Origin of the sequence: Klebsiella sp. B345 (assembly GCF_051131735.1) — a bacterium.
Classification (GTDB): Bacteria; Pseudomonadota; Gammaproteobacteria; order Enterobacterales; family Enterobacteriaceae; genus Klebsiella.
Genome location: NZ_CP180443.1, coordinates 1,233,300 through 1,247,314 on the forward strand (window position 1 = coordinate 1,233,300; position 14,015 = coordinate 1,247,314).

General features: G+C 38.9%; 12 protein-coding genes and 1 pseudogene. All 13 read right to left on the reverse strand.

The genetic code is table 11. The features are described 5' to 3' along the window. Nucleotides 1–173 precede the first annotated feature (173 nt). Nucleotides 174–1,340: a UDP-glucose 6-dehydrogenase gene (gene ugd / locus ACMYSO_RS05820; protein WP_434669718.1), complete on the reverse strand. Its 1,167-nt coding sequence runs from the start codon at nt 1,338–1,340 to the stop codon at nt 174–176. A 161-nt stretch (nt 1,341–1,501) separates the two neighbouring features. Beyond that, nucleotides 1,502–2,872 (reverse strand): O9 family phosphomannomutase RfbK, encoded by a 1,371-nt coding sequence (gene rfbK, locus ACMYSO_RS05825; protein ID WP_434669719.1) that lies wholly within the window; start codon nt 2,870–2,872, stop codon nt 1,502–1,504. Between the two features lie 22 nt (nt 2,873–2,894). Continuing rightward, entirely contained in the window at nt 2,895–4,310 is a 1,416-nt protein-coding gene (locus ACMYSO_RS05830) for a mannose-1-phosphate guanylyltransferase/mannose-6-phosphate isomerase (RefSeq protein WP_434669720.1), read from the reverse strand. A gap of 279 nt (nt 4,311–4,589) precedes the next feature. Further along, complete coding sequence (gndA, locus tag ACMYSO_RS05835) at nt 4,590–5,996, reverse strand: NADP-dependent phosphogluconate dehydrogenase (protein ID WP_434669721.1); 1,407 nt, start codon at nt 5,994–5,996, stop codon at nt 4,590–4,592. A 219-nt stretch (nt 5,997–6,215) separates the two neighbouring features. After that, the gene (locus ACMYSO_RS05840) at nt 6,216–7,097 is read right to left on the reverse strand and encodes a polysialyltransferase family glycosyltransferase (RefSeq protein ID WP_434670748.1); all 882 of its coding nucleotides are present in this window, start codon (nt 7,095–7,097) and stop codon (nt 6,216–6,218) included. A gap of 132 nt (nt 7,098–7,229) precedes the next feature. After that, nucleotides 7,230–7,661 (reverse strand): acyltransferase, encoded by a 432-nt coding sequence (locus ACMYSO_RS05845; RefSeq protein WP_434669722.1) that lies wholly within the window; start codon nt 7,659–7,661, stop codon nt 7,230–7,232. A gap of 250 nt (nt 7,662–7,911) precedes the next feature. After that, entirely contained in the window at nt 7,912–8,397 is a 486-nt protein-coding gene (locus tag ACMYSO_RS05850; RefSeq protein ID WP_434669723.1) for a lipopolysaccharide biosynthesis protein, read from the reverse strand. A gap of 191 nt (nt 8,398–8,588) precedes the next feature. Next, on the reverse strand, nt 8,589–8,972 hold the full coding sequence (locus ACMYSO_RS05855; protein ID WP_434669724.1) for an oligosaccharide flippase family protein: 384 nt from the start codon (nt 8,970–8,972) through the stop codon (nt 8,589–8,591). Continuing rightward, on the reverse strand, nt 8,972–10,033 hold the full coding sequence (locus ACMYSO_RS05860) for a TIM barrel protein (RefSeq protein WP_434669726.1): 1,062 nt from the start codon (nt 10,031–10,033) through the stop codon (nt 8,972–8,974). Before ACMYSO_RS05860 ends, ACMYSO_RS05855 begins: the two co-directional genes overlap by 1 nt. 14 nt (nt 10,034–10,047) lie before the next feature. Next, nucleotides 10,048–11,211, reverse strand: coding sequence for an N-acetylneuraminate synthase family protein (locus ACMYSO_RS05865; protein ID WP_434669727.1), 1,164 nt, complete (start codon nt 11,209–11,211; stop codon nt 10,048–10,050). Nucleotides 11,212–11,214: 3 nt separating this feature from the next. Then, complete coding sequence (locus ACMYSO_RS05870; RefSeq protein ID WP_434669728.1) at nt 11,215–11,904, reverse strand: cytidylyltransferase domain-containing protein; 690 nt, start codon at nt 11,902–11,904, stop codon at nt 11,215–11,217. Between the two features lie 44 nt (nt 11,905–11,948). Next, a pseudogene (locus tag ACMYSO_RS05875) lies at nt 11,949–13,093 on the reverse strand (glycosyltransferase family 4 protein). Nucleotides 13,094–13,103: 10 nt separating this feature from the next. Then, nucleotides 13,104–13,901 carry a glycosyltransferase gene (locus ACMYSO_RS05880; protein WP_434670749.1) on the reverse strand — a complete coding sequence of 266 codons (798 nt, stop codon included), beginning with the start codon at nt 13,899–13,901 and terminating at the stop codon, nt 13,104–13,106. Nucleotides 13,902–14,015: the final 114 nt, after the last annotated feature.

The window sequence follows — 14,015 nt, forward strand, 5'->3', positions numbered from 1 at the left end:
CCGACCACAGTAGGACCTGCAATGAGTTTTGGGCAAAATTACAGCCCACATCACACGGCTGCGGGATTTATAGAACAAAATGTAGGAAATATAGATGATGGGGGACTTTTGAGGAAAAACGATTGAATCAGACTGACGGCAATAATGCCGCCAGTTCTGAGCATGAGAAGGGACTAATCGTTGCCAAACAGATCGCGGGTATAGACCTTATCGGCTACATCTGACAATTCTTCCGCCATGCGGTTGGAAATGATGACATCCGCTTCTTGCTTGAAGGCATCCAAATCACGGACAACGCGAGAATTGAAGAACTCATCCTCTTGCATCACCGGTTCGTAAATAATTACCGGAATACCCTTGGCTTTAATGCGCTTCATAATCCCTTGAATCGAAGAGGCACGGAAGTTATCCGAACCACTCTTCATGATCAGGCGATAAACGCCAACCACTTTCGGTTTGCGCGCAAGGATAGAGTCCGCAATAAAGTCTTTACGGGTACGGTTCGCATCGACGATGGCGCCAATGATGTTGTTTGGTACTGATTCGTAGTTGGCTAACAGTTGTTTAGTGTCTTTCGGCAGGCAATAACCGCCGTAGCCGAATGACGGGTTGTTGTAGTGGTTGCCGATACGCGGATCCAGGCAAACACCTTCAATAATTTGCTTGCTGTTCAAGCCCTGACTTTCTGCATAGCTATCCAGTTCGTTGAAATAGGCCACACGCAGCGCAAGATAGGTGTTAGCGAACAACTTGATAGCCTCGGCTTCTGTCGAATCGGTAAACAGCGTCGGGATGTCCTGTTTAATCGCCCCTTCTTTCAGCAGGCTGGCAAAGCGTTCTGCACGTTCGGAACGCTCGCCGATAACAATACGAGACGGGTGCAAATTATCATACAACGCCCGACCTTCACGCAGAAATTCCGGTGAGAAAATGACATTGTCGATACCCAGTCGTTCTTTGATATCACGAGTAAAACCGACCGGAATGGTCGATTTGATGATCATCACGGCGTTAGGGTTAATCTCAGTCACATCGCGAATGACGGCTTCGACCGTTGAGGTATTGAAATAGTTAGTTTTTGGATCGTAGTCAGTTGGTGTCGCGATAATGACATAGTCGGCATTGCGATAGGCATCTTGCCTATCAGTTGTCGCACGAAAATTCAACGGTTTTTCGGCTAAATATTCCTGAATCTCTTTATCGACAATCGGAGATATCTTTTGGTTAAGCATATCAACTTTGGATTGTATGATATCCAGCGCAACCACTTCGTGGTTCTGCGCAATCAGGATGCCGTTTGATAAACCAACATAACCGGTACCGGAAATAGTAATTTTCATTCGATCACACTTTAATCAGTTAACTGGACAGCGGCATATTAGCCACCCTGTAATCTACGCTTCTGGCGGTTTTACTCTTTGCTCTAAGGGATGTCAAGAATGAGCCATAAGGAAGAACGTGCAATAAATTACTAATCCCTATGGCTTTAACAGAATGATTACTATTTGAGAAGTGCTAAAATTTCAGCAGTTTTTTCATTCATTAATGACTGGTCTGCTTTTGATTCAACATTCAGTCGAACCACAGGTTCGGTATTAGAGCTACGGAGATTAAAACGCCATTCTGGGTACTCAATACTGATACCATCTGTAGTATCAACAAATGAGGCATTTGGTTCATAACGTTCGCGAATCCGCAAGATAGCTTCTGCAGCATTGTTCAGCTTGCGATTAATTTCGCCAGATGCTGGGAATGCAGCCTTGCGATCTTCTACCAGCGCCTTCAGTGAAGTATTTTTTAAACACAACAACTCAGCAACTAGCAACCAAGGGATCATTCCGCTGTCGCAGTATGCAAAGTCGCGAAAATAATGATGTGCGCTCATCTCTCCGCCATAGATTGCATCCTCTTGACGCATACGCTCCTTGATGAACGCGTGACCAGTTTTCGACATTACTGGAACGCCCCCACTACGGGTCACTATATCCACAGTGTTCCAGGTTAAGCGAGGGTCATGAATAATTTTTGCTCCTGGCTGTTTCTGTAGGAATGCTTCTGCTAGAAGGCCTACGATGTAATATCCCTCGATAAATTCCGCTTCATGATCGAACATAAAGCAACGGTCAAAGTCGCCATCAAACGCGATCCCCATATCCGCTTGATGCTGGCGAACGGCGTCAGCAGTATCCTGGCGGCATTCTGGTAACAACGGGTTAGGGATACCATTAGGGAAATTGCCGTCAGGTTGGTGATGTACCTTAATAAAGGTTACCGGCGCGTCTGCAGTAATAAATCGTTTTTCGATTTCATCAATAACATGGCCTGCTGCCCCATTACCAGAGTTCACAACCAGCTTCAGTGGATGAGTAAAATTTGCTAGGTTGACATACCCCATAAGGTGGTCGACATATTCCTGCAGGATAGATAGCTGACGTAGTGTCCCGCGTTGGCTAGCATCGACGGGTGGGAACTGATTTTCTTCAGCCAGACGTTGGATATCACGCAGACCGGTGTCGCCACTGATCGGTTTTGCATTTTCGCGTACCAGTTTCATACCGTTATAGTTCATCGGATTGTGGCTAGCAGTGACTTCTATCCCTCCATCGACACCAAGATGAAAAGTCGCAAAGTAAATCTCTTCAGTACCACTCAGGCCAATATCCAGAACATCAGTTCCGGCATCCATCAAACCATTCGCTAGTGCCAGCTTTAATGGCTCACTAGTCAAACGGACATCTCCTCCTACCACAATCTGTTTTGGCTTAAGGAATTGACCATAAGCGCGCCCAATACGATAGGCGATATCTTCGTTTAGTTCCTCACCCAGTTCGCCACGAATATCATAGGCTTTAAAACAGTTTAACTTCGCCATCTATTTTATCCTTAAACACAAATTAGCAACGACCGTATTGATCTTTAATACGGATAATATCGTCTTCACCCAGATAAGAGCCTGACTGAATTTCCAGGACTTCCAGTGGAATTCGACCAGGATTCTCTAAGCTGTGTTCCGCACCTATAGGAATAAAAGTTGACTGATTTTCTGTCAGCAAGAACTGCTTACCATTTACTGTCACCTGCCCTGTACCAGCGAGAATAACCCAGTGTTCTGCGCGGTGATGATGCATTTGCATTGAAAAAGCACCACCAGGTTTAACCGTAATACGATTGACGTTAAAACGTGGAGTTTGAACAACAACATCACTACGCCCCCATGGCCGATATATTTCTCGGTGCCGTTTGTATTCGCTTCGCTGATTCTGTTTCAGGAACTCTACCGCCTTCTTCACATCCTGAGAACGATCTTTATTCATAACCAACACAGCATCTTTGGTGCTAATAATTACCAAATTATCTACACCGATAGCCGCCACCAACTTTTCATCGCTGTTGATATAGCAGTTTTCACTATTATGAACCCAAGCATCTCCATTCAATACATTGCCCTGCCCGTCTTTCGGGCTAAGTTCCCACAAAGCGGACCAAGAGCCAACATCACTCCATTCGGCATCCAAACCGACTACAACTGCATCCTCAGTTTTTTCCATAACCGCGTAGTCAACTGATTCATCAGGGCATTTGTAAAAAATATCATGCGAGATGCTGATAAAATCGCTACCACTATCAGTTTCTTTAATTGCTGACTGGCAGACCTCCAGAATGTCTGGGCGAAATTTAGCCAACTCCGCAAGGTATTTTTTTGCCCGGAACATAAACATACCACTGTTCCAATAGTATTCCCCAGATGCCAGATAGGCTTCAGCTCGCTCGCGATCAGGTTTTTCAACAAAACGTGCAACTTGATAAGGTGTATGTTCCTTATCAGTCAGCGCAACACCGCGCTGAATATAGCCATAGCCGGTTTCTGGCGTGTTGGGTACGATACCGAATGTCACAAGATGCCCCGCGTCAGCGTATTTCTCTGCAACGCGGATAGCATCATGGAAAACTGGTTCGTTATTAATAATATGATCGGCAGCCAAGATCAGCATCAACGGATCGTCACCTTGTTGGGTTGCCTGCAGCGCAGCCAACGCGATAGCCGGGGCGGTGTTGCGTCCAACTGGTTCAAGAATAATGTTTTGCGACAGTCTATTGAGTTGACGCAGTTGTTCCGCGACCAGAAAACGGTGCTCTTCATTACAAATTACCATCGGTTCATGAATTTCAAGCCCCGAGAGCCTAGAAATAGTTTCCTGCAACATTGAGTTCTGTCCGTACAGCCGCAAGAACTGTTTCGGATAAAGTTCGCGAGACATCGGCCACAGACGGCTACCTGTGCCGCCAGCCATAATTACAGGAAGTAACATAGTAAAATCCTTAAATTAATTATACCAGAGAAAAATGACGCAATTGCATAAGCAATGGCCTTGGTAATGACCAGTCTTAAATAAAAATCATCCGGAACACACTTAATTAAATTACTCAATCTAAATTATTAATAAAAACTGACACATACTTAACCAAATAAAAAATAAGCAGTATTAAAAATAAGAATGAGTAAAATGAACAACTTATATAAAATACTTATGATAGCCTCATATAAAACAACCTAGCTATATTAACTAGGTTGTTTTATTTCCGATAAGTTAGCCTATCCACTCAGTATGGAACACACCATCTTTATCAGTACGTTTATATGTATGAGCACCGAAATAATCACGCTGGGCCTGAATCAGGTTAGCAGGCAGGACTGCAGAACGATAGCTGTCGTAGTAGGCAATGGCAGCAGAGAATGTCGGAACCGGGATACCGTTCTGAACGGCATAAGCCACAACATCACGCAGCGCATGCTGATATTCATCAGCAATCTGCTGGAAGTACGGCGCCAGCAGCAGATTGGCGATACCCGCATTCTGCTCGTAAGCATCAGTGATCTTCTGCAAGAACTGAGCACGAATAATGCAACCGGCACGGAAGATTTTAGCAATCTCACCGTAGTTCAGATCCCAGTTGTATTCATCAGACGCAGCACGCAGTTGGGAGAAACCCTGAGCATAAGAAACAATTTTGCCCAGATACAGAGCGCGACGAACTTTCTCTACAAACTCAGCCTTGTCACCAGCTGATTGAGCTTTTGGTCCCGTCAGGACTTTAGACGCTGCAACACGCTGGTCCTTCAGTGAAGAGATGTAACGTGCGAAAACAGATTCGGTGATCAATGACAGCGGTTCGCCCAGATCGAGTGAGCTCTGGCTAGTCCATTTACCTGTACCTTTGTTGGCCGCTTCATCAAGAATCACATCAACAAGATATTTACCTTCCTCATCTTTTTTAGTAAAGATGTCTTTGGTGATATCAATCAGGTAGCTGCTGAGCTCGCCCTCGTTCCACTCGGTAAAGGTTGTTGCCAGTTCTTCATTAGAAAGTGCCAGACCTCCTTTCAGCAAAGAGTATGCTTCAGCGATAAGCTGCATATCGCCATACTCAATACCGTTATGCACCATCTTGACATAGTGACCAGCACCATCAGAACCAATATAGGCGACACAGGGTTTACCGTCTTCCGCACGAGCAGCGATCTGCTCGAGAATTGGTGCAACAAGCCCATAAGCTTCTTTCTGCCCACCAGGCATGATAGATGGGCCTTTTAGTGCGCCCTCTTCCCCACCAGAAACACCAGTCCCAATGAAGTTAAAACCTTCAGCAGACAATTCGCGGTTACGACGAATTGTGTCCTGAAAGAAGGTATTACCCCCATCAATGATGATGTCGCCTTTGTCCAGATACGGCTTAAGGGAATCAATCGCACTGTCGGTACCAGCGCCTGCTTTCACCATCAACAGGATGCGGCGTGGAGTTTCGAGGGATTCAACAAACTCTTTAACGGTATAATGTGGGACCAGTTTCTTGCCAGGGTTTTCGGCAATCACTTCTTCGGTCTTTTCACGGGAGCGGTTGAAAACAGAGACGGTATAACCACGGCTTTCGATGTTGAGCGCAAGGTTGCGCCCCATCACTGCCATACCGACAACCCCGATCTGTTGCTTGGACATTACTTTCTCCTGTCTGGTGTGCTCACTGCGACACGCTCGCAGTTAAAATGTACCAAATATATTAGCTTAAAGATTGCTGACCGCATAGTGAAACTCTAAGTGTACAACAGCAACATCTACACACATAAGTGTATAGGTTTAATCTAAGCGCACGGGTTTCATAAATGGCAAATCAGCAGAGCCAAATACTATAACCTACACTGGAGATTAAAAAATCACTCAGTCTAAGTGATGAAATATAAAAGAACCATCTGGATATCTATGATAATTATCATAAACATCAGAAACAAATGAATGCCAAGAAGGGTTAATGGTATTTTTAGGCAAATAAAAACACTCAATCGTCAAAGCACCACCACAAATAACATACATATTATCGAACAGCGACGAATAAAACCCCGCAATTGAGCTAATCTTACGTCCCAATGCTAATGGCAATAACTCAAATGGGTAATCTAAATTTTCAACAGACACATACTCGCTAATTTTAACTAATTTTTCCTTTCTCTCTCTTCGGTGAGAAATGTAAATTACTTTCTTATATTTATATTTTAATCTTGAAATCATTTCCAGTGTGGGAGGTATGTCATCATCATTAACAACACCAGCCTCCATAAATGGAGAGCCTATTACATAAACAACATTATCACCAACAGGGAAAGACTCCATTTTTTTTTTGAAACAATCATACTTATGAGTGATAAGAGTGTCTCTTGAAGAAATAAGCAAACTAATATCATAAACAGAGAAAAAAACAACAGGCTCCATGAAACCATCAACGAACCCAAATAATTTGTATATATAATCACGAAAGGTTCTTTTAAACACTCTGTTTTTTCTATTTATTCGCAATGTCGCGGTACCGTCATCAAGCATTATCACTTTCCGGCATGAGAAACGACCACAGATATACCAAAAGATCATAGAGCGGTACTCACCGCAAATCAAGGAATACGGTTCAACCGTACAAGGAAGATATGAATCGAACAATGCCTTAATTTTAAATATATTTTTTTTCCCAGCCTCTACATCAACCTCTAAAATTTTATCTACCCGAATATTTTCTATTACAGATAAAATTTGGGTATAGTTTTTTTTGATACGCTTGTTTTTTTGTTTATAATTACAGTGTCAATTTTAAGCTTATACTTTTCAGCATACTCCATTAAGTTAAAAGCTTGCAATGGAGATTCAATATATGCCAAATATTTCAAATTAAAACCCTCGGCAGCATTAATGGAATAATTTTTTTTGTTTCAAATTATAATAGTGTTCTTTGTCTCTACAGGAAAAAACCTTTGCAGGATGTCCACCTGCTATAGAAAGCGCAGGTATATCACAGACAACAACACTTCCAGCCTGAATAATAGCCCCTTCTCCAATAGTCACACCAGGTAATACAATGACATTAATTCCGAACCAAACATTATCTTCTATAAGTGTATTTTTCACAATATAGCTCGAGTCATAAGGTATACGGACTCCATTATGATTATGATTCTCGGTTATGATAACACATCCAAATCCACAGTGAAAATTATCGCCGACTGTAACCATACCAGAACCAAGTATTTTCAACCCGTTAGAATTGAAATTATTTCCTAGTTTGGTTTTAGATGTAACCTTTGTGGGGAAATTAATTTTCAAACCATCACCAACACTCATGGCCTTATTAATAACTTCTTTCCTATATATTAACTTAAATAATTCCTTCAAATATTTTTTATATTATAAAGCATTACCCCCCTCATATTTAATTTTATCTGTTTATTACAAAAATAGATCGTTGCAAAACATGCAAAAGCACTTGAGATTGTATATACGATGCAAAACATCTCTACAGAAACTTTTGTGAACACCACAAAAAACACACCTAACAGATGCACAATCATTGAGGATGTCGTGATAAGTGAAATTATTCTATTCTGTTTATAAAAAACAAAACATTTGTATATATATAATAAATACACATAAATGTTGTCCCTGGTATCAAGTAAATAAAATAGATCATCGCTCCATTAAACTTACTATCAAACAAATAAGGAAATACAAACGGCATTATTAAGTAGCAGACTAACGAACAACATAAGACCAATATTACATAGATATATTGAATTTTTCTGACTGCTGTGAAGTTTCCATCGTTAATATACCTATAAATAAAAGGCTGAAAAGCTTGGTTTATGACACTAAAAAAAAGCATTAATATTGAAGATAATTGAAGGGCCAGACCATAGACTCCCACAATAGAAACATTCATATAATGAGCAATAAAGAAACGATCTATTGATGATTTAATCCAATAGCTCCCATGGTGCGGCCATAGAGATATGCCGTAACGTAATAATTCTTTATAGGCTTGTTGGACCGAACCTTTACGTTTACTAAAATCCACATTCACTTTCGAATAAATAAAGCAATAGTAAAAATTTGCACTAATAGAAACGAGAGAGTAACAGCAAGTAAACGATATGTAGCAGTACCACTAAAAAAGAGAAAATAACAATAGTAAAAAGAACATTTAGTGCAGACAGAGAAAACTGCCCTAACGAAGCAAGTGTATATGACTGACTAATTCTAAGATGCGATAAATTAACTATGTTTATTGCCTGAACTAAAGATGCGCATATAACAAAAAAAACCATCCTCATATGAAAAACCAAATCCAAAACAATACTTAGTTAACGCAAAAAAAACATATAAGACAATCGATGATAGAATAGCCAGTGTTATGTTATCCCTCCTGAATATTAAGCTTTCATTTTCATTCTCCTGTATAAATTTGACAGGTAGAAGTCCCTGCCCACTAAAAGAAATAAGAATAATAAGAATTTGAACAAATGAAAGATATAAAGTCAACAGGCCATATTCCGCAACACCCATTTTTGAGGTCAGATATGGTAAAATAAGGAAGCCAATGAGCTTCCCTAAGATATCACCTGCTGATAGCATTGCTGCTCCAGCCAATTTTTTCATTATAAATATTTTTCCAAGAAGTCCAGTGCACTCCAGAAACCTTCACCACCATTTTTATGGCCCTGCCATACTTCAGGGATAAACTGAATATTATGCGCCTCATTATTAAGGTCTTGTGCTAAGATTTCGAAGTCTACATCCCCCTTCCCTATTTGGACTCCTTCTCCATCAACTCCCAATGCATCAACAATATGCATATGTGCAGTATATTTTGCAACGGCTAAAGTAAATTTATGAAAATCCCAGCCATAATAATTACATGCCATCATAGAATGGGAGGTATCAAAGCAAATTCGATAACCAGTTTCGTCACAAAAACTTGAAATTTCAACATGATCAACGAATAAATTATGGTAGCTCTGGCCACCAAAATGCCAAGGGAACGGCGGCATTGTCTGAATAATGATTTCAACACCGTCTTGATTAATTTCTTTCAATGAATTTGCAACACGTTTATAAAGCAACTTTGTGTTTTCTTTCGGTAAAAAACCCTTTGTATTAAATCCGCCTGCATTTACGACAATAACAGGACGTTTTGTTTTTGGAAAATATTCTTTAAGTTTCCTAGTAATATCACATACTCGATTCAAATAGCTAATTGATTTATTTCTGTACTCGTCGCTTTCTGATGCAAGGTCAAGAATATGATCATTAATAAAGAGCTCAGGACTGTGAATTGCAAAGCCGATTGATTGTTTTTCAGTAAAGAAATCATCCAAATTAAGTTCTAGGTCTTGATAACTCAAGTGGAATTCAACAAAATCAAGATTAGATTTTACTTTAAGTTTTTCATAATCATGATAACGGACAGGGATACCAAAAGGCCGGTTGAACGAATAATTTCTAGCTTCAACCGGAGCATCATTCAAATCAGACTCATAAAAAAAGTCTCCTTTTTCAAAATCTCGAATCGCACTTCGACCAATTAGCTGATCTATGTATAATGGCTGTAGGCCTTGTCCAGGACTTTTTATCTCAATCATATTACGAGTAATAATCTCACCTTTTCTTAGTTCTTGATTAATTATCAAACTTTTTGCGAGATTTTCTCTGTTGATCATTTCACCTTGTGTAATTAAACGTTCCCCCCTTTTCCCATAGACTCTTCAACTTCACGAATTTTAAAAACCATCTCTGAAAATTCATGGGGAAGTAAGGAAACTTTGTGATCATTTCCTTCCATTCCTTTATCAATCGTAAAATGCTTTTCAATTACCTTAACCCCAAGGGCAATTGCTGCAATCGGTACAGAAATCCCTCGTTCATGTCCTGAATAACCAACAATGCCGCCAGTTATATTTTGTAACCTTTTTATATAAGATAAATTTACATCTTTAAATGGGGTTGGATAAGTTGAATTGCAGTGCAAAATGACAAATTGAGCACCTAAAGACTTGAGAAAGTCTACAGATTTTTTAATTTCAGATTCCGTACACATTCCTGTTGAGCAAATCAGAGGTTTACCAGTTGCCGCAAGAGCTTCAAGCATTTCATGGTTGGTAAAGTCAGCAGAAGCAACCTTATATGCTTCCATACCATATTGTTCCAGTATATGCAGGCTATTTAAATCCCATGGAGTACACATAGGAGTTAAACCTTTAGATTTACAATAATCAAAAACTTCGATCAACTGATCGTTACTTAATTGAAAACGGCTAAGCAGGTCATGTGTATACTGGGCACCAAGGTCAGCAGACTTATCTTTATCCTCACCACCTTTATATAACTGACCTAAATCTCGCATCTGAAACTTTACGCAATCAGCATTAGCATCAACAGCAAGATCAACAAGATGCTTTGCTAAATTAATATCCCCATTATGATTATTACCTATTTCAGCAATAATGAATGCAGGTGAATCTTCTGAGATAATATTCTTACCAATTGAAATCCCTCGATCACCCTGAATAGCAACTGCAACAAAACGACGATACTCATCAATTAATGGTATGACGTTGACACCATTGTTAAATAAGCTTTCAATATCTTTCAGAGAGGAGTCCACTCTCTTTGATATAAATGTTGTATTCATTACTTGTGAAATTTCGATGTTGAAATCGAAATCACCGGTTGTAATCCAACGACGAAAATCGCCATCCGAGAAAGAACCACTAAGCTTTCCATTCTCGTTGACAATAAAAACAATTCTGTTTTTGTTTTGATTTATTTTTTCGAGAGCTTTTAATACGGACTCAGTTTCGAAAACGAGAAAATCTGAAATTTTATTTTGGATTAGCATATATCAGCCCTCAATTTTTTTCTGTAAAATAACTTCTACTATATCCCAGTCAATCTGGGTATCAATTTCAAAGCTTTCCTCTTCAGACATTACAAAAGATGCAACTTTTCCTCCTAGTCTATTTCCTGTTTTTAGAAGAATTTCCGTGTTGGTAATGTAAATAGAACCATTTTCCTTAAACTTTACATTTTCAGGCCGAATATCCTGTCTACGAGGACGATTCATGTAATCATACAATGCAATTGGGTCGTTTGAGTTTTCCCATAAAAAATGCCAAAATTCACAAACTGTAAGCAATGAATCTGCTTTTTTAGATCTTAATTTATCAAAAGCATTATCAATTGAATCAACATTCCTAACAGGGGATGTTGCTTGCAACAATACCGTATAATCAGGTTTATAGCCATCGTTGTCCGCTAGCCAGTTAATGCAATGTAGCAAACTAGGCTCAGTAGCCGCCTTATCATTAGCTAATTCTGAAGGCCTCATAAAAGGAACCTCGGCACCGAAATCAAGAGCAATTTCCGCGATTTCATAAGAGTCAGTACTTACGATAACACGATCTATGGATTGCGATTGAAGTGCATGTTCAATGCTCCATGCGATAAGAGGTTTCCCTGCAATAGATTTAATATTTTTTTTCGGAATACCTTTTGAACCGCCACGCGCGGGTATTATAGCTAAATTGCTCATTTTGTAACCTTATCAAGGACTGAGAATATTTGACAGTTAATACACTATTTTTTGGACTCGCAAAAATCAAGCCATTTACTATTTACATATCCTGAAATTTCTTTTCTAAATCTCTCCTCCGAAAATAATTCAGCCCTTGCTCTGCAATCTGAAGGATTAAATTTATCAATATTTTGTTCAAATCGCTTTATTGCTGAACATATTGATAAAACATTTTGCTGTTCAAAAAACAGCCCAGTTGGACATTTCTCCCCAAGAGGTATAATAGACTCAAGGACACCACCTTTACCAAAAGCAATAACCGGAGTACCACAGGCCATAGCTTCAACAGGAGAAATACCGAAATCTTCTTCAGCACAAAAAACAAATGCCTTTGCATTTTGCATAAGCTGATTCATTCTATCGTTTTCTTGATACCCAAGAATTTCGATATTACTTGATGCTTTGGACTTGATTTTTTTCATATCTGGACCGTCGCCAACTACAACTAATTTTTTATCCGTAAGTTGTGTAAATGCTTCAACGATCAAATCAACACGTTTATAAGGAACCAACCTGGACACTGTAATATAATAATCGCTCTTTGACGTGTTAAGTGTAAAACGATTAATATCAACTGGCGGATAAATAACATCTGCATCCCTACCATATACTTTATGTATTCGCCGGGAAATGAATTTTGAGTTAGCAATGAAATGATCAACCCCGTTTGCGGTACGAACATCCCACATTCTCATTTTATGCAGTATCCAGCGTGCAATAGCCGATTTACAGCCTTTATCCAAACCTGCTTCCCGAAGATATTGATGTTGTAAATCCCATGCATATCGAATGGGAGAATGAACATAACTTATATGCAATTGATCTGGGCCTGTCAGAACACCTTTTGCGACAGCATGGCTACTTGAAAGAATAACTTCATGTCGTGTTACATCCAGTTGCTCAATTGCTAATGGCATTAGAGGTAGATATTTTTGATATAGTTGCTTCGATTTAGGCAAATTTTGGATAAAAGTTGTGTTAATTTTTTTATTAAGAAACCTCTTTTTATTTTCATTATTTAAAAAATCAACAACAGCATATAACTCTGACTCAGGATATATTTTAATAAATTCTGATACCACTTTTCAGAACCAGCATACGTTACGAACCAATCACCTATGATACCGACATCCAAATTCATATTCATATACCCAACTTTAAGAAATAGTTTTATAAATCAAAAGTTCAAATATTTTTTTAAATGAATTCTTAACTCTTGGAAATTTTTTACCAAAAATATATTTCATACTTAACATTAAATTATTCATATTCATATATCTTTTTAGTTCTGAAATACCCAGCTGTTGATTTCTGTTAATTAAATCTTGTATATATAAAGTTTGAATGTGTTTCCTTTCTAACAAATCCTTATGCTTTTCAATAAATTTATCAACTGCCATTTTACTTTTTTGAGAGTTCGTAATCCTATTGAGCTCATGGCTGATATTGAGTATATAAGTATGGCAAGGAAGTTTGAAACCAGTACCACATTTTTTTGTCAAACGTATCCATAATTCATAGTCTTGCCAGGCAGGGAATTCTTTATCAAACCCACCAATGTTTTGTATCTGTTGTTTTTCCGCAAATACTTGATTGCCAATTACATTGTGGAAAAGTAATGATTGTAAGGTAGTTTCCTTATTAAGGTACAAAAAAGATTTAATTTTACTATTACCATCATCAACAATCTGTCCGGTAGAAAGATATGGATAAAGCGATAGATATTTACTTTGTAAAAATGTCTCAAGTCTTGTTGAGGTAAATTCATCATCATCATCAAGACCTGTTACATAATAACCATCAGATGCATTAATAGCTTTGTTCCGCGCAACGCATGCACCTTGCGGCATTTCACTTCTTAACAAAATTATGTCTGAAAATGAAAGTTTATATTCTTTTACGGTATCTTTTACAATTTTATAGTTTTCTGTTGATGAACCATCATCACTAACTATTACCTGGAAATCATTATGGGTTTGTTTTGTTAATGACTCTAGTGCTCTTTTAAGAACGCCGGTCTATTATGCGTAGGGATATATACACTAACACTTTTATTATACATATAACCT

Bases quoted from the DNA above. Each gene is read 5' to 3' on its own strand.
- rfbK (WP_434669719.1), bottom strand. From the start codon at position 2,872: ATGGCGAAGTTAAACTGTTTTAAAGCCTATGATATTCGTGGCGAACTG.
- ACMYSO_RS05830 (WP_434669720.1), bottom strand. From the start codon at position 4,310: ATGTTACTTCCTGTAATTATGGCTGGCGGCACAGGTAGCCGTCTGTGG.
- gndA (WP_434669721.1), bottom strand. From the start codon at position 5,996: ATGTCCAAGCAACAGATCGGGGTTGTCGGTATGGCAGTGATGGGGCGC.
- ACMYSO_RS05870 (WP_434669728.1), bottom strand. From the start codon at position 11,904: ATGAGCAATTTAGCTATAATACCCGCGCGTGGCGGTTCAAAAGGTATT.
- ACMYSO_RS05860 (WP_434669726.1), bottom strand. From the start codon at position 10,033: ATGATCAACAGAGAAAATCTCGCAAAAAGTTTGATAATTAATCAAGAA.
- ugd (WP_434669718.1), bottom strand. From the start codon at position 1,340: ATGAAAATTACTATTTCCGGTACCGGTTATGTTGGTTTATCAAACGGC.
- ACMYSO_RS05865 (WP_434669727.1), bottom strand. From the start codon at position 11,211: ATGCTAATCCAAAATAAAATTTCAGATTTTCTCGTTTTCGAAACTGAG.
- ACMYSO_RS05845 (WP_434669722.1), bottom strand. From the start codon at position 7,661: ATGAGTGTTGGTGATGGTTTGAAAATTAATTTCCCCACAAAGGTTACA.
- ACMYSO_RS05855 (WP_434669724.1), bottom strand. From the start codon at position 8,972: ATGAAAAAATTGGCTGGAGCAGCAATGCTATCAGCAGGTGATATCTTA.